Origin of the sequence: Sorangium sp. So ce381, from assembly GCF_051473845.1 — a bacterium.
Taxonomy (GTDB): Bacteria; Myxococcota_A; Polyangia; order Polyangiales; family Polyangiaceae; genus Sorangium; species Sorangium atrum.
Genome location: NZ_CP150336.1, coordinates 217,739 through 233,464, shown reverse-complemented (window position 1 = coordinate 233,464; position 15,726 = coordinate 217,739). Strand labels below are relative to the sequence as shown.

Below are 15,726 nucleotides of genomic sequence, written 5' to 3'. Positions count from 1 at the left end.
TCGACGCCTGCCCGTGAGATCGCTCGCGGTGAGCCGAAGGGCCCACCGGCGCGCCGCGTCCTCCGCCCGCAAGCGCTCGGCCGGAGGCGCGCGCCAGTGTGGTAGTCTGCCGGCGACATGACCGAGCTACTTGGCCTCGTTTTCTCGCCGTGGACCGAGAAGGCCCGCTGGGCCCTCGACGTCCGGCGCGTCCCCTACACCTTCCGGCACTACCAGCCGCTCGTCGGTGAGCCCGCGCTCCGGGTGAAGCTCCGCCGGCTCACAGGCCGTGTCTCGGTGCCTGTGCTCACCACCGACGACGGGCGCGTGCTCGGGGACTCGGCCGACATCGCGCGCTGGGCGGACGGACGCGGCGCTGGACCGACCCTGTTCCCCGTCGAGCACGAGGCCGACATCGCGCGGCTCATCGATCTATCGGAGCGCGGCCTCGCCGCCGGGCGCGCCCGCGCGCTGAGGCGCATGCTGGCCGACGACGAGGCGCTCGCCGAGATGGCGCCGAGGCCGATCCGCCGTGCGCTCCGCCCCCTCGCCTCGCGGCTAGGAGCGCTGGGGGTCGCCCGCACCCTCCGCAAGTACGAAGGCGACAAAGCCGACGGCGAGGCGCACAGGCAAACGCAGGTCGCCGTGCTGGAGGAGATCCGCGAGACGCTCGCGCGCGCGGCGCCGTCCGGAGACGCGCCGCGGACGCTCCTCGGGCGCTTCACGTTCGCCGATATCGCAATGAGCCAGGTCCTCGTGAACGTGGCGCCGCCCGCCCAGCTGAAGCTCGGCGCCGCCAGCCGCCGGTGCTTCTCCGACCCCGACCTGCGCGATCGCTACGACGACCTGATCGCGTGGCGCGACCAGCTCTACCGCGCCTTCCGCACGAGCTGACCGGCCGCGTCGGGCGAGCGCGGTATCTCGAGCGCCGTGAAGCCCGGGGAAACCAGCATGGCAATGTGCTTCATCAAGGGGCTCTCTCCTTCAGCGTCGAGTGAGGCTGACCGGGAGCGCGGTCGCCCAGCGCGCTCCCTCCGACCGTTGGCAGGCTCGTCCGCAGCGCTGGGCCTCGCGTCGCGCCAGAGGCTCGATCGTGGACGCCGGATCTGATAGCGGTGGAATTTACCATGAAACAAGCGTGGCAAACGGACGAGCTGGGCCGCTTTTTCGAGATGTCCGTGGATCTGATCGGCACTGCCGGTTTTGACGGGCATTTCAAGCGGGTTGGCCAGGCGTGGGAGCGCACGCTCGGGTTCTCGCGCGAAGAGCTCTTGTCGACGCCGTTCATCGACTTCGTGCACCCCGACGATCGAGAGCGCACGCTGGCCGAGTCGGCGCAGGTGTTCGGCGGCAGCGGCAGCGTGACGTTCACGAACCGCTACCGGTGTCGCGACGGCTCTTACCGATGGATCGAGTGGAACTCGTCGGTTCACCCGGAGGAGGAGCTCGTCTATTTCGTCGCTCGTGACATCACGGATCGCAAGCGCGCGGAGGAGTCGCTGATCGAGGCCGAGTCCCGGTTCCGGGCGGCGGTCGAAGGGAGCCTGGACGCCTTCTTCGTGCTCCGGAGCGCTTTCGACGAGGCCGGGACACTCGTGGATTTCGTGATCACCGACGCCAACCAGAGGGCCCTCGCGGGGATGTCGATGCCCCGCGAGGAGATCGTCGGCAAGCGGCTCAGCGAGCTCTCGCCCGCCGCGCGCCAGCAGCTGGACAAGTACGCGCGCGTCGCTCGGACCGGCGAGCGGCTCCTCGAGGAGGAGCTGAGCGACAGTCCAGCGCACAAGGATCGGTGGTTCCAGCATCAGGTCATCCAGCTGAGCGACGGTGTCGCGATCACGATCAGGGACATCACGCCCTTCAAGCAGCTGGAGGCCGAGCTCAGGGAGGCGCTCCAGCGCCGGGCCATCCACGCGGAGGAGCTCGAGGAGAAGAACCGCCTGCTCGCGGCGGAGAACGCCGAGCGCGAGCGCGCCGAGGCGCTGATGCGGCAGCAGCAGGAGACGATGCGCGCCATGTCCACGCCCATCATCCAGGCGTGGGAGGGGGTCCTCGTGCTGCCGATCATCGGGACCGTGGAGACCGGGCGGGCGAACGACATCATGGAGCGGCTGCTCACCGAGATCGTGCGGACGAGCGCGCGCTTCGCCATCCTCGACCTGACCGGCGTGAGCGCGGTGGACGCCGCGACCGTGGCTCACCTCCTCGCCGTGGTGCGCGCGGCGAACCTCCTCGGCAGCAGCTGCCTCGTCTCCGGGATCTCGCCCGAGATCGCGCGGACGATGACGGAGCTCGGCGCGGCGGATGGCGGGTTCAAGACCTTCGGCGTGCTCCAGAGCGCCTTGCGTTACGCGCTCTCCCACTGCGGCGCCAAGGGCCCGCGGTGAGCCGACCGGGCGCGCGCATCGACGCGCGCTTGAGCTGATGAGCTGACGTGACGTGGCGGGGAGCGCCTCTGCGTCGCTCGACGGCTGTCGAGCCGCTCACCCGCGGCTGCGCGCCCGCTTCCCGTCCGCAGGCGCGAGCCATCGATCGAGCTCGTCCGAGACGAGGTGAAAGTCGAACGCTTCGGAGTCGATCCCGAGCTGGGTCATGGCGCCGATGATGAACGACGTGACCACGCGGGCCGCGGAGCGAGGATCCAGATCGGAGCGCAGCTGTCCGCCGCGCACGCCTTGCCGCACGAGGTGCTCGACAGCGAGGTTCCACTCCTTGTGGACGGCGCGGAGCGCCGCCTGCGCCGCCGGATCGCGCTGCGCGCGCACGGAGAGCTCTTGCAGCACGGCCGCGAGGTGCGGATTGTCCTGGAAGGTGCGCCATGCGCTCTCGAGGTGCGCTCTCAGGATCGCGCGCGCGTCCGCCGGGCTCGCGGCGCCCTGGCCTGCCGGGCGGCGCTGCGCCTCCACGAACTTGTCCGTCACGTGCGTGACGATGGCCGCGAGGAGCTCGTCCTTCGTCCCGAAATAGTAGTGCAGCGTCGAGATGTTGACCCCTGCGCGCGCCGCGATGTCGCGCGTCCGCAGCCCCTCGAGGCCCTTCTCGGCGATGAGCGTATACGCCGCCTCGAGCAGGTCGCGCCGCCGCGCTGCACCGAGCTCCGTGGACGAGGTCTTGCCGCCCGCGGCGGCGCTTCTCATCTTCGCCAAGCCCGCGCAAAGCTACAGATTTCCTCCGGTCCCAGCAAGCGCCCGCGGCGCGCGCCTTGACCGTCCGGCCGCCGCCGCGTATTGTCAATCAACTGATTGATTGACTCACATCGCATGGAGGAAATGCATGATGTCCTTGGAGCTCACCGCCGCGCCGCTCGCCGCCCGGGTCCAGCGAAAGGCGATAGGCGTGGGGATGCGTCTGTTCTTCGCCTGGTCACACCTTGCGTATCGCCTGCTTCCGCCGTGGGGCGGCAAGCTGCGCGCTGTCGATCACCTCACCGTGCCGTGCTCGGATCTCCGGGTGGCGGAGCGGTTCTATGTCGGGCTGCTCGGCGCGCGCCTGATGATGCGCGTCGACGCCCCGTTCCTCGAGCGGATGGGGCGGCCTGCGGACGAGATCGCGCGGGGGGTCCACCTCTCGGTCGTGTTCGCTGGGGGGCCGCGGCTCGACCTCTTCGAGTCGCCGATCGGGCAGCCGCCCCGCAAGGCGGATCATCCGCACTGCGCGCTCTGGGTCGCGCCTGGGAAGCTGCTTGCGTGGAAGGAGCGCTTGAACGCGGCCTCGGTGCCGACGTACGGCCCCACGCGGCTCGGACCGCCGGGCCAGGCGTCGCTCTATTTCAACGATCCATTCGGCAACCGCCTCGAGCTCGTCACGCTCGGCTTCACCGGGGAGATACCGGTCGGGGCGCCCGACCTCTCCGCGCTGGACTACACCTGGGCTGGTCCGTGAGCCGCCAGCGGACTGCAAGCGGACTGCAAGCCGATCACAAGCGGATGACGCCGCGCGGTCGATGCCTGGCGTGATTTCCGGGTAGCGTCTCCTCCCGCGGTTGCCCGGGAGGAAAGCGGGCACTATGGGAGCGTACCCGAACGGCGCTGTCCGGTCGGGCCGTGCCCGGCGGGAACGATCTGCCCGTGACCGGGCCCATCGCCACGAAAGGAACGCTCCGATGCCTGTTGACGTGAAGTACACGACGCAAGCCACGGCCCATGGCGGCCGCGATGGCCACGCTGCCACTGCCGACGGTGCTCTCAAGGTCAAGCTCTCGACGCCGAAGGAGCTCGGCGGCGCCGGCGGCGAGGGGAACAACCCGGAGCAGCTGTTCGCGGCGGGTTACGCGGCTTGCTTCCTGGGCGCCCTCAAGTTCGTGGCCGCGCAGGAGAAGGCCCGGATCCCGGCCGAGGCCACCGTGACGGCGAGCGTCGGCATCGGCCCGCGCTCCGAGGGCGGGTTTGGCCTCGACATCGGCCTGCGGATCGCGCTGCCGGGCCTGGAGCGGTCGCAAGCCGAGCAGCTGGTCGAGAAGGCGCACCAGGTCTGCCCCTACTCGAATGCCACCCGCAACAACGTCCCCGTCCGTCTAGAGGTCGCCTGACCGTCTGACGCCGCGCGCCCCCTCCACGGGGGCCGGCCCCTCCTGGATGAGCTCCCGGTGGAGCGCCGCAAACGCGCCTCCCCGCGCGAGCAGCTCGGCGTGCGTCCCCTGCTCGACGACCCGCCCGTGGTCGAGCACGACGACGCGATCGGCGTGCCGGATCGTGCTCAGCCGGTGGGCCACCACGAAGCTCGTTCGCCCTCTCAAGAGCCTCCCGAGCGCCGCCTGCAGCCGGGCCTCGGTGAGCGCGTCCACGGCGCTCGTCGCCTCGTCGAGCAGCACGATGCGCGGATTGGCGACCATGGCGCGCAGGAAGCACACGATCTGCCGCTGCCCGAGCGACAGCGCCGTCCCGCGCTCGCCGACCTCGGTGCGCAGGCCGTCCGGCAGCGCGTCGAGCATGTCGAGCACGTCGAGGCCCCGCGCCGCGTCGCGGATCTCGGCGTCCGTCGCGGCGGGGTGCCCGAGGCGCACGTTGTCGAGCACCGTCCCGCTGAAGAGGAAGTTGCTCTGCAGCACCAGCCCGAGCTGCGCCCGCAGCGAGGCGGACGAGGTCGCCGCGAGATCGTGCCCGTCGACGGTGATCGACCCCGCCGTCGGCAGGTAGAGCTTCGCGAGCAGGTTCAGGATCGACGTCTTGCCGCTGCCCGTGTGCCCGACCAGCGCGATCATCTGCCCCGGCTCGGCGACGAGATCGACGCCGTGGAGCACCGGCTTGCCCGGATCGTAGGCGAAGTGGACCCCCTCGAACACGACCCGGCCGCGCACCGGGGGCAGCGCCGGGAGGCCGCGCTCGTCGGGCCAGTCGGGCGCCGTGTCGAGCACGCGGAAGAGCCGTTCGGCCCCCGCCATCGCCGTGAGGGCCTGGTTGTACTGGTTGCCCAGGACGGGGATCGGGTTGAACAGGAGGTTCGCTAGGAAGAAGAACTCCACGAGCACGCGCAGCTCGATCGCGCCGTGGAGGGCCTGATAGCCGCCGACGACCACGAGGACGGCCAGGAACAGCTGCCCGTTGAACTCGAGGAGCGGAAGGAACGCCGCCGAGTGGCGCGCCGCATCCATGTTGTAGCGGGAGTGGTCGAAGATCAGCGCGCGGAACAGCCCGCCGTTGATGTCCTGCCGCACGAAGCCCTGCGTCACGCGCACCCCCGTGACCGACTCGGCGAGCGTCGCGGTCACGCGGGTGAAGCTCTCCTGCGCGCGCTGGTGGGCTGCCCCGAGGCGCTTGTGGAAATAGACGATCAGCCCCCAGAAGACGGGGACCATCGCGACCACCACGAGGAAGAGCTGCCAGTGCGCGTGGGCCATCAGCGCCATCGCGACCGCCATGGTGCCGAGGTTCACCGTGCTCACGAACACGACGTCCTGCACCGCCACCCGGATCGCGTCGATGTCGGACGTCATGCGGCCGATGAGGCGCCCCACCTTCGTCTTCACGAAGAAGCGCATCGGCATGCGCAGGAGGTGGCTCTCCAGCCGATCGCGCATGTCGAACACCACCGCCTCGCCGAGCTCGAGCGCGAGCCGCGCGCGGTAGTGGAAGACGATCTCGGTGAAGAGGACGAGCGCCGCGAAGCCGAGGACGGCGAGCAGCGTCGCGCGCGCGTCGCGCCGGGCCACGGGGCCGCTGATGATGGCGCCGACCGCCCACGTCAGGATCGGGAGCTGGATCGATCTCACCACCACGAGGGCGAAGAGCGCGTTCCGCTTGCGCGCGTACGGGCGGGTGAAGTCGAACACCCGCCGCACGAGCCCGAGATCGAGCGTGCGGTGGTGCTGGTCCCGCTCGTCGTCGAGCGCCACGCGCGTGAGGCCGAGGCGCACGTCGATCGGCGCCGCCTCGGCCGCGGAGCGGGCCGTTCCCGACGTCGTCGCGGGGCGGCTCGGCGCGTCGACTCCGCGGCTCACGCCGGGTCCTCGGCAGGGCGCGCGCCCGCGGCGGCGCGGCGCGAGGGGGTGTCGTCCGCCCGCGCCCCGGAGGCGTGGGCCTCGTGCAGCGCGAGGGCGCTCGCGTAGTGGCCGCGCCGCCGGAGCAGCTCCTCGTGGGTCCCCCGCTCGGCGATGCGGCCCCGGTCGAGCACGATCACCTGGTGCGCGCGGCGGAGCAGGTGCGCCCTGTGCGTCGCCATGATCGTCGTCCGCCCCCGCGTCGCGCTGAGGATCGCGTCGAGGATCTCGCGCTCGGTGCTCGCGTCCACCGCCGCGGTCGGGTCGTCGAGCAGGAGCAGCGGCGGGTCGAGCAGCACGGCGCGCGCGATGGCCAGCCGCTGCCGCTGGCCGCCCGAGAGGTTGGCCGCCGCCTCGCCGAGCTCGGTGTCGTAGCCCTCGGGCAGCTCCCGGATGAACTCGTCGGCGCAGGCGATGACCGCGGCGCGCTCGATCTGCTCGCGCGTCGCGTGCGGGGCGCCGAACGCGATGTTCGCCGCCACCGTGTTGCTGAAGAGGAAGTTGTCCTGAAAGACGACCCCCATGCGCCGGCGGATGTGGTCGAGGTCGTGGCGCCGGAGGTCGATGCCGTCGAGGAGGACGCGCCCCGACGTCGGATCGTAGAAGCGCGGGATCAGGCTGAGCAGCGTGCTCTTGCCCGCGCCGGTCGGGCCGATCACGGCGACGAACTGCCCCGGCGCGACGTCGAGGTGGACGTCGTGGAGGACGGGCCGCTCGGGATCGTACCCGAACGTGACGCGCTCGAACACGAGGCGCCCCTCCACCCGGGCAGGGCGCGCCGGCGCCTCGGGGCTCGTGATCTCGACGGGGGTGTCGAGCACCTCGAAGACGCGCTTCGCCCCGATGAGGCTCTGCTGCGCGGTGTTGACGATGGTCGCCATGCTCGCGATCTGCCCCGAGAACTGCTGCAGGATGCCGGCGAACACCACGAGCTGCCCGAGCGTCATCCGGTCGCGCGTGACGAGCAGCCCGCCCATGCCGAGCAGGATGACGAGGTTGATCTGCCCGAGCAGATCGATGGTCGGGCTGAGCACGCTGACCGTCCGGAAGGTCTCCTGCTGCTGCTCGCGCACCTCGCGGCTGCGCTCGTCGAAGCGGCGATGGGCCTCGCGCTCTCGCCCGAGCCCCTTGATGACCTGGATGCCCTGCAGCCCCTCCGTGAAGCTCAGGACCATGCGGTCCACGAGCTCCCGGTTGCGCAGGTAGGCGGGCTGCGCCCACCGGGCGAAGAGCGTGCTCGTGATCCAGAGGAGCGGCGTCGGGGCGAGGCACGCGAGCGTGAGGAGGGCGTGCGCGCGGAGCATGTACGCGACGTACACGCCGAGCGACAGGACCATGATGACGCTCGGGAGCAGCACCCCGTCCACGAAGGAGCGGACGAGCTGCACGTCGCCGGTGACGCGGTTGATGAGCGAGCCGCTCTTGTTGGCGTCGAAGAACCGGAAGCTCAGCCGCTGGAGCTTGTCGTACACCCGCGCCCGGAGATCCGGGACGATCTCCATGTGGACGAGGTGGCCCACCGAGAGCGCGTAACCGTAGTTGATCACCGCGCGCGCGGCCGCCATGGCGAGGATGGCGGCGCCGATCGAGAGGACCGCGCGCATGGGCTCACGCTCGGCGTCTACCAGCGTGCCGAGGCCGGCCGGCAGCTCGGGGAGGTGGATCGACGGATCGAGCCGATGGCGGAGGATGTCGATGGCGAGCCCGGTCAGGCCGAGCCCGGCGAGCCCCAGCGAGAGCAGGACGATCTGGTAGCCGAGGACACGGAGGACGCGCCCCCGGTACGCCCAGCTCAGCCCGAGGAGCCGCAGCAGGAGAGAGCCGCCCTCGCGGGAGCGCCCTGTTTCAGGCGAAGCGAGGGAACCGACATCAGGACGTGAACCGGACAACATCAGCGCAGGGCACCTGGCATACCGGCCATGCCGGGGCCCGTAAGCTACCGATTTGTGCGGCGTTCGCCAGCGGCGGGGACACGAACCCCGGGGCGCGGCCCGCGTGTCGCCTGGACCGCTGGGTCAGCGCCCTGACAGGGCTCCTGGCGCTCCGCTAGTACATCAGGTTGCCCTTGCCGAGCTGGAAGTTGATGTTCGATCCGAACTGATCGCGCGCGTTCTGGACGCGCGAGATCGCGTTCGAGATCCGGCCCTGGCGCTGCGACCAGGTCGCCGCCGAGAGGCCCGCCGCGATCTCGGTCTTCGCCAGCTGGAGGCGATCCGTGGAGACGGGGTGCAGCGGCGTGCCGCCGGCGTCGAGGACCTCCAGCGCGTCGTCGATCTCGGCCTCGGCCAGCTCCATCAGGCGCCTCTGGACGTCGGCGCGCGTGTCGTGGAACTGCTGGACGAGCACCTGGGCGGCGTTCAGGCGCTGCTTCGCGATGTCGAGGTTGAACGCGGCGTTCAGCACACGAAGGAACCGCCCGATCTTGTTGATGTCGGTGTCGGGGAACTGGATGGGGCTGCCGAACCGCGCCTCGAGCTCCAGGCCGGCCGGCGAGTCCTTGAAGAAGTTCGACAGGTAGAACGCCACCGCGCCCTCGATCTGGTTCCCGAAGGCGTTCGTGTGGAAGAACGGCGGCGTGTCCACAGCCTCGATGAGGGGCGGGGTGCTGAACGTGCCGTCGCCGAACCCGTTGAGAAAGCCGATGTCCAGGACATCGATGTTGGGCGAGGCCAGCCCGCTGCCGCCGAAGCCGCCGTCGAACGCGCCGATGGTGCCGGTCGCGGGGGCCTTCCGGGTGCCCGTGTCCAGGTTGCGGTTGCGCCCCGTGTCCAGGTGGTTCGCGCCCGCGTTCGCGTGGCACACGTTGCAGCGGCCCCGCGCCGGGTCGAGGAACGCCTGCCGCCCCTCGTTCGCCTCGGGATCGGCGAGGTTCACCTGCGTGAGGTTGAGCTCGTTCGTCCGGCCCAGGCTCATCTGGAAGGCGAGCGTCAGATCGAGCTCCTGCGCCGTCGGGAGCCGGAAGGCCACCCCCGGCACGCGGCCGAGATCCGTCGGGTAGTGCTGCGTGATCGCCCCGGTGAGGAACTCGCGCAGCGAGCCGGTGCCCGGGGCGCCGTCGCCCGACCAGCCCGTGCGATGGACCGGCGGGCTCGCTATCCCGTCCACCGGATCCGGCGTGATGCTCGTCGCCAGCGAGAGCGTGTGGGGGACCGCGCGCATCGAGAACTTGTTGTCGAGATCGTCGAAGCCGTCGATGTTCTCGCGGATCAGGCCGAGCGTCTTCAGCTCGGGCGTCTCGAGATCGGTCAGCTCCGGGTCCTGCTCGAAGACGAACAGCGGGTCGAGGGGGTTCTCCTCGAGCAGAGCGTCGATGAAGGGGATGTCAATCGTGAAGTTGTTTCCGACAGGATGGCACGTCCCGCAAGAGCGGCCGTTGCCCTCGAAGGTCTCGCGAAAGAAGATATCGGCGCCCGCGCAGATCTCCCTCGTGACGAGCCCGGCGATCACGCGAGGATCCTGGTCGCAAGCCGCGAGCCGCTGCTGAGCCGTGAGCGCGCTCGACGCGGCGCCGACGGTCTCCACCTCGCCCTCGCCCTCCGGCGCGGACTCCGGCGCGGAGGGCGCGCACGAGGCGAGGAGCGAGACAGAGACGATGGGAGCGAGGATCAAGGAACTCAATCTCGGACTTGGCATGACGCTCTCTCTTCCTATTACTGTTGTTCGACACCGATTCCGAACCACGGCGTTCATGGATGCGGCGCGCCGTCCGGCGGCAGCGCCGTGGAAACACAGGTGAAACCGACCTGGCGATACGCCGACGGCAGGCGGCCGACGAGGCGCCGGCGCTGCGGGCGAGATGGCCGATCCAGGCCATCCGCGCGGCGTTGGAGGCACGCCGGAGGCTCGAGGCCCGGTCCTCGCGCGCTCCATGCGACAAGCGCGCTCGGGCCGCTCCGCCTCGATACGACCCCCTACGGGGATCGCGCCACAGGCGATCTCAGGCGGCGATTACTTAGCGGACCGGACCAGACATGGCAACGTTCACAAACGTTCGCAGCACAAATCTGACTTCTTAACGAACCTTTACAAGCAGGATCACGAGACGACATTCCCCGGCGGATCGGCCTGCGGCATCGCCGGGTATCGCCATGACGGCGGGCGGAGCGGGCGCGAGGAGGAGCCGTGTGCCCGGCTCCGCGGGCGTGCTCGGGAGATCGAAGCGGACATGGGTGCGAAGACCGGCGGCATCCCCTCACCTCTCTCGGTGAGATCAGTGACCGTGCCGGTTCAATGGCCAACGTTTAGGTCGGCCGATGGCGCGCTTCCAACTCATTAGTAGCATGGGCCCTATGCATCCCGTGCATCTCGCTTCCATCGACCTGAACCTGCTCGTCGTCCTCGACGCCCTGCTGGCGGAGGGGAGCGTCACGCGCGCGGCGGCGCGCGTCGGGCTGAGCCAGTCGGCGATGAGCCACGCCCTCGGGCGCCTCCGCGTGTTGATCGACGATCCCGTCCTGGTGCGCACGCCGCGGGGGATGATCCCGACGCCGCGCGCGCAGGAGCTCATCGGCCCCATCCGCGAGGCCCTCGCCAAGATCGAGGCGACGGTCGCGCGCAGCCCTCGCTTCGAGCCCGCGACGGCGCGCCGCTCGTTCACCGTCGCCACGGTCGATTACGTGGAGCTCATCCTGCTGCCGCGGCTCGTGCAGAAGCTCGTCTCCGAGGCGCCCTTCATCGACCTCGTCGCGCGCCCCTACGACAGCGAGATGTGGAGCTCCATGGAGACCGGCAAGGTCGATCTCGCGATCGGCCTGCTCCCCACCTTGCCCGCGGGGTTTTACCGGCAAAGGCTCATCGAGGAGCGCTACATGTGCGTCGTGCGGAGGAGCCACCCCGCGGTGCGGGGCAAGCTCACGCTCAAGACGTACACGAGCTTGCCACACGCGCTCATCAGCCCGCGCGGCGAGGGCGGAGGCCGGGTCGACGAGGTCCTCGCCGAACGAGGGCTCTCGCGCCGCGTGGCGCTGCAGATCCCGCACTTCCTGGTGGCGGCCCACATCGTGGCCCAGACCGACCTCGTGCTGACCGTGCCGGCGCGCATCGCGCGCGTGTTCGCGGAGATGGAGGAGCTGCACGTCATGAAGCCGCCCGTGGAGCTCGGCGGGTTCTCCGTGGATCAGGTGTGGCACGAGCGGCACGCGAAGGACCCGGCGCACATCTGGCTGCGCGGCGTCTTCGCGGAGATCGCCCGCGACAGCTGACGCGCTCTCCCGCGCGGCGGCCAGGTCTCGCGGGAGCGGGGGCGAGCCGACGTGCCGAGTGACGAATGGATGAACCGGTTAACTCGCGCCGCCGTTCAACCCGGGCCGCCGGGCGCGGCGATGAACGGGGTGCCCTCGGTCTCGGCGAGCTGCCGGTGGAGCGAGGTCAGGCGGGCCGTGACGGGGCCGCGCTCGCCGCGGCCGATCGTGCGCCCGTCGAGGCTCCGGATGGCGATCACGCCGGCGCCGGTGCCCGTCAGGAACGCCTCGTCGGCGGCGAAGACGTCGAGCCGCCCGATCGAGCGCTCCACGACCGTGAGCCCGATGTCGCGCGCGAGATCCATGACGGCCGCGCGGTTGATGCCCTCGAGGCAGCCGTCGGTGGCCGGCGGCGTCGCGAGCACGTCGCCGCGGAGCGCGAACACGTTGGCCACGGAGGCCTCGGCGATGTGGCCCCGCGCGTTCAGGAGCAGCGCGTCGTCGGCGCCGCGCTGCCTCGCCTCGAGCTTCGCGAGCGCGGAGCCGAGGTAGTTCAGGCTCTTGATCCGCATGTCGAGCGCGTCCGCGTTGGGCCTCCTGTGGCTCGACGTGATGAGCTCGAGGCCGCGCCGCCGCTGCTCGTCGTCGAAGAGGCGGATGGCCCCCACGATGCAGAACAGCCCCGGCCGCTCGCAGGTCGTCGGGTCGACGCCGAGCGGGCCCACGCCGCGCGTCACCACGAGGCGCACGTAGGCCTCGGGCTGGCCGTGCGCGCGCGCGGTCTCCTCGACGATGGCGCGGAGCCCGTCGAGCGAGCGCGGGAGCGCGATGCCGAGCGCCCTCGCGCCGATCTCGAGCCGCGCGAGGTGGCGCTCGATCCGGAAGACGCGCCCCGCAGCGACGCGCATGCCCTCGAACACGCCGTCGCCGTAGAGCAACCCGTGATCGGTCACGTTCACGGTCGCGTCCGCAGCGTCGACGATCCGCCCATCGATCCATGTCTTCATGCCGTTCACCTCCTGCCCTCGCCCTGGAGGGCGCGCGCGACCCGCTCGGCGGCGTCGCGTGTGTGACTCACCGCGGCGTCACGACGATCGCCGCGCAGGCTCTGGGCGGCCGCGGCGCAGGCGACGCAGCCGTGCAGGCCGCCTCGCGCGAGCACCGGGGCCGCGATGACGGTCAGCCCGTCGATCCACTCCCCCTCGTTGACGTCGTAGCCGCGCTTCGCCGCGCGGCGCGCGGCGCGGAGCACGGCGGGGTCCGCGCCCGAGGCGCCCACGAGCTCCGGCGCGTGCGCGAGGTAGAGCCGCCCGCTCGCGGTGACGTCGACCGGCACCTCGGCCCCGACGGTGGGCGCCGCGCGCAGGAGGCCCGTCCCCTCCGCCTTGTCGAGCACGACGAGCCTGCCGGCGCGCGCGGCGACGAGGAAGAACGTCTCGCCGAAGGCGCGCGCCGCCCGCTCCAGCTCGGGCCTCGCGACGCGCGCGACCGCGTCGAGCCCCTGCGCCCCGAGCCCGAGCCGGATGAGGCCGACGCCGAGCCGGTAGCGCCCCTCCCCGTCCTGCTCCACCAGCGCGTGCGCGGCGAGCGACGCGAGCAGCCGGTGCAGGGTCGCCTTCGGCATGCGGAGCCGCTCCGCGAGCTCCGAGAGCGAAGCGCTGCCGCCCCCCTCGCGCAGCGCCTCGAGGGCGCGCACCGCCTTGTCGACCGTCCCGGATCGCTCCATGCTAGTTCCACTATTCGGAATGACGTTCCGACTATTGGTATACATCCATCCCGCGCCGCGGTCGAGGGCGCGCCGCGGGTGCGGGGCTGCGCCGCGGAATTTCCGCGGCATGGCGGGCGGAGGCGCGCGGGGGCCGGAGGAGGCGCTGGGACAGCGGGCTCAGCGCTGGGGGCGACGCGCGCTGGTGTCGCTCGAGGGGGTCGGATAGCGTCCTTCGGTCCCGCCGTGAGCTGCGGAGGAGAGGAGCACATGCGGAAGATCTCATCGGTCGTACTCGTCCACGGCGCCTGGCACGGCCCGTCCTGCTGGTCCCAGGTCGCGTGCCGGCTGCTCGCCGGCGGGCTCGACGTCCGGGTGCCAGAGCTGCCGAGCGTCGGGCCTGCCGCGGGCGAGCCGGGCAGCCTCGCGGCGGACGCGGAGGTGGTGCGGGCGGCGCTGGCCGAGGCGCCAGGCGAGACCGTCGTGGTCGCGCACTCCTACGGGGGATTGCCGGTCACGGAGGTCGCGGCCCGCGCGGGCAACGTCGCCCACCTCGTCTACCTGTGCGCGTTCATGCTCGGCCCGGGGGAATCCCTGCTCTCGGCGATCGGAGGCCAGGAGCCGCCGTGGTGGATCACCTCCACGGACGGCCGGACGATGATGCCCGAGCGCGCGCGCGACATCTTCTACAACGACTGCAGCGACGAGGTCGCGGCCGCCGCGGCAACGGCGCTGCGGCCCCAGTCCAAGGCGTCCTTCACGGAGCCGCTGGGGGCCGCGGCCTGGCAGGAGCTGCCCTCCACGTACGTGATCTGCGAGCGCGACAACGCCATCCCGCTGTTCGCGCAGGAGGCGATGTCGCGGCGCGCGAGGGACGTGCGGCGCCTCGACGCGGGCCACTCTCCGTTCCTGTCGCAGCCGGACGAGCTGGTTGCGCTCGTGCGCGACATCGTCGCGGCCGCGGGCGGCTGAGCCGACGTCGGCGCGCGGCGCGGCGACATCGGGGCCGCCATCGCCCGCGCCTGGCCCCCGGAGCCGCATCGACATTTCTGCTCGGCCAGCGAAACGGCGGCGGAGGGCTGCCGTATCCAGCGAGCAGGGCGGCCTGTCGCGACGGCCTGTCGCGATGGGCAGACCCGCGCCCGACGCTGCCGTGGAGGATCAAGCCATGACTGTCCTGAACATCGCCTCGATCGAGAAGCTCAGCCTGCCCGGGCTCGCCCACCAGACCCTCGCCGGCCCTCGCGACGGCCTCCGGACGCTCGAGGTGTGGATGCAGACCATTGCGCCGGGCGCGCAAACTCCGCGTCACCGGCACGCATGTGAGGAGGTGATCGTCGTCCTCCGCGGCTCCGGGACATGCGAGATCGATGGAGTGGCGCTCACGTTCGGCCCGGGTTCGACGCTCATCGTACCGGCGGGCGTCCCGCACCAGATCGTGAACACGGGTGAGGAAGAGATGCACGTCGTCGCCGCGCTCGGCGCAGCGCCGGTCACCGTGGAGACGCCTGCCGGCGAACGCATCGAGCTGCCCTGGGATCAGCACCGCTTCGCTCGCAAAAAGTGCGAAGTCTGACATCGATGCCAGTCGGCTGAGCCAGGCCGCCTGTCGCTTTCTGGCGAGGTCGCCTTCGCCGAGCAGCCGGGCGGGCGTGCAGCCTTGTTCTGCCCGGCCGCAGGACGCTGCCTGCACCGGAGCCACGTGCGGCGCCCTGGCTCGTGGCACACGGGTTGCCGTCTGGTGCTGGCATGAAACCGAACACGCTCTTCAAGGTTCTTGTGCTGATCGCTAGCTTCCCGTTCGCCGCCGGCTGCGCTCTCGGCTCCGAGGAGGATCCGGCACCGGGGCAACAGTCGCTCGGCGCTTCGCCCGACGCCGAGGGGATCTGGCTCTCCACGAAATACTCCTTCGGGCTCTGCTCCGGCGAGTGCATCACGACGATCTCCCGCGACGGCGCCGAGCTCTCGCTCAAGGCCTGCACGCACAACCAGGGCTGTCCCCGCTCGAACCTGGCGACGCTGACGGACGAAGGCGCGCGAAAGCTCGACGAGATCGAGGACGCGCTCTCGGGTGTCGCCCTCGACGACCGCTACGGCTGCCCTGACTGCGCCGACGGCGGCGCAACGTCGGTGCACCTGCGCCGCGACGGTCTCGAGACGTCGCACCTCTACCAGTACGCCGAGGCGCCGGCGCCCCTTCTGGCGCTCGATCACCTGGTGGCCGACCTCCGGCTCGGCCTGGACTCCTGCACATCGGGACCGCTCCTGAAGCTCTCGACGGGGTGCACGCCCAAGTGAACACGCTCGACCGGAGGCTCCGGGACGGCTCGTCCGCGTGAGACCGCCGCCGCCGGAGCCCCGCCCGGCCAGCGCCGCCCGCCGGAACA

General features: G+C 71.2%; 14 protein-coding genes. 8 read left to right on the top strand and 6 right to left on the bottom strand.

The window, feature by feature from the left end:
- Nucleotides 1-117: 117 nt before the first annotated feature.
- A complete protein-coding gene (locus WMF29_RS00915) occupies nt 118-873 on the top strand; it encodes a glutathione S-transferase N-terminal domain-containing protein (RefSeq protein ID WP_437327028.1) in 756 nt (251 codons plus the stop codon).
- Nucleotides 874-1,106: 233 nt separating this feature from the next.
- The gene (locus tag WMF29_RS00910; protein WP_437327027.1) at nt 1,107-2,366 is read left to right on the top strand and encodes a PAS domain S-box protein; all 1,260 of its coding nucleotides are present in this window, start codon (nt 1,107-1,109) and stop codon (nt 2,364-2,366) included.
- A 96-nt stretch (nt 2,367-2,462) separates the two neighbouring features.
- On the opposite strand, the gene WMF29_RS00905 is transcribed toward WMF29_RS00910, so the two are convergent.
- Nucleotides 2,463-3,116 carry a TetR/AcrR family transcriptional regulator gene (locus tag WMF29_RS00905; protein ID WP_437331256.1) on the bottom strand — a complete coding sequence of 218 codons (654 nt, stop codon included), beginning with the start codon at nt 3,114-3,116 and terminating at the stop codon, nt 2,463-2,465.
- Nucleotides 3,117-3,252: 136 nt separating this feature from the next.
- Here WMF29_RS00905 and WMF29_RS00900 point away from each other — a divergent pair, with 136 nt between their 5' ends.
- Nucleotides 3,253-3,861 carry a VOC family protein gene (locus WMF29_RS00900; protein WP_437327026.1) on the top strand — a complete coding sequence of 203 codons (609 nt, stop codon included), beginning with the start codon at nt 3,253-3,255 and terminating at the stop codon, nt 3,859-3,861.
- Nucleotides 3,862-4,081: 220 nt separating this feature from the next.
- Nucleotides 4,082-4,507, top strand: coding sequence for an organic hydroperoxide resistance protein (locus tag WMF29_RS00895; RefSeq protein WP_272097241.1), 426 nt, complete (start codon nt 4,082-4,084; stop codon nt 4,505-4,507).
- On the opposite strand, the gene WMF29_RS00890 is transcribed toward WMF29_RS00895, so the two are convergent.
- The 3 genes from WMF29_RS00890 to WMF29_RS00880 form a co-directional block, all read right to left on the bottom strand.
- Nucleotides 4,493-6,415 (bottom strand): ABC transporter ATP-binding protein, encoded by a 1,923-nt coding sequence (locus WMF29_RS00890; RefSeq protein ID WP_437327025.1) that lies wholly within the window; start codon nt 6,413-6,415, stop codon nt 4,493-4,495. The genes WMF29_RS00895 and WMF29_RS00890 overlap by 15 nt on opposite strands.
- A complete protein-coding gene (locus WMF29_RS00885; RefSeq protein ID WP_437327024.1) occupies nt 6,412-8,346 on the bottom strand; it encodes an ABC transporter ATP-binding protein in 1,935 nt (644 codons plus the stop codon). Before WMF29_RS00885 ends, WMF29_RS00890 begins: the two co-directional genes overlap by 4 nt.
- Nucleotides 8,347-8,500: 154 nt before the next feature.
- On the bottom strand, nt 8,501-10,063 hold the full coding sequence (locus WMF29_RS00880) for a hypothetical protein (RefSeq protein ID WP_437327023.1): 1,563 nt from the start codon (nt 10,061-10,063) through the stop codon (nt 8,501-8,503).
- Nucleotides 10,064-10,743: 680 nt separating this feature from the next.
- Between WMF29_RS00880 and WMF29_RS00875 the strand changes: the two genes are divergently transcribed.
- A complete protein-coding gene (locus WMF29_RS00875) occupies nt 10,744-11,655 on the top strand; it encodes a LysR family transcriptional regulator (protein WP_437327022.1) in 912 nt (303 codons plus the stop codon).
- A 95-nt stretch (nt 11,656-11,750) separates the two neighbouring features.
- Here the strand turns inward: WMF29_RS00875 and ilvE are convergent, their stop codons facing one another.
- Together ilvE and WMF29_RS00865 are read right to left on the bottom strand one after the other, a co-directional pair.
- Nucleotides 11,751-12,641, bottom strand: coding sequence for a branched-chain-amino-acid transaminase (gene ilvE, locus WMF29_RS00870; RefSeq protein ID WP_437327021.1), 891 nt, complete (start codon nt 12,639-12,641; stop codon nt 11,751-11,753).
- 5 nt (nt 12,642-12,646) lie between these two features.
- Nucleotides 12,647-13,360 carry an IclR family transcriptional regulator gene (locus WMF29_RS00865; protein WP_437327020.1) on the bottom strand — a complete coding sequence of 238 codons (714 nt, stop codon included), beginning with the start codon at nt 13,358-13,360 and terminating at the stop codon, nt 12,647-12,649.
- 249 nt (nt 13,361-13,609) lie between these two features.
- On the opposite strand from WMF29_RS00865, the gene WMF29_RS00860 reads away from it, so the two are divergent.
- From WMF29_RS00860 to WMF29_RS00850, 3 genes are all read left to right on the top strand, one after another.
- Entirely contained in the window at nt 13,610-14,311 is a 702-nt protein-coding gene (locus WMF29_RS00860; RefSeq protein ID WP_437327019.1) for an alpha/beta hydrolase, read from the top strand.
- Between the two features lie 196 nt (nt 14,312-14,507).
- The gene (locus WMF29_RS00855) at nt 14,508-14,915 is read left to right on the top strand and encodes a cupin domain-containing protein (protein ID WP_437327018.1); all 408 of its coding nucleotides are present in this window, start codon (nt 14,508-14,510) and stop codon (nt 14,913-14,915) included.
- Nucleotides 14,916-15,088: 173 nt separating this feature from the next.
- Nucleotides 15,089-15,637 carry a hypothetical protein gene (locus WMF29_RS00850; RefSeq protein ID WP_437327017.1) on the top strand — a complete coding sequence of 183 codons (549 nt, stop codon included), beginning with the start codon at nt 15,089-15,091 and terminating at the stop codon, nt 15,635-15,637.
- Nucleotides 15,638-15,726: the final 89 nt, after the last annotated feature.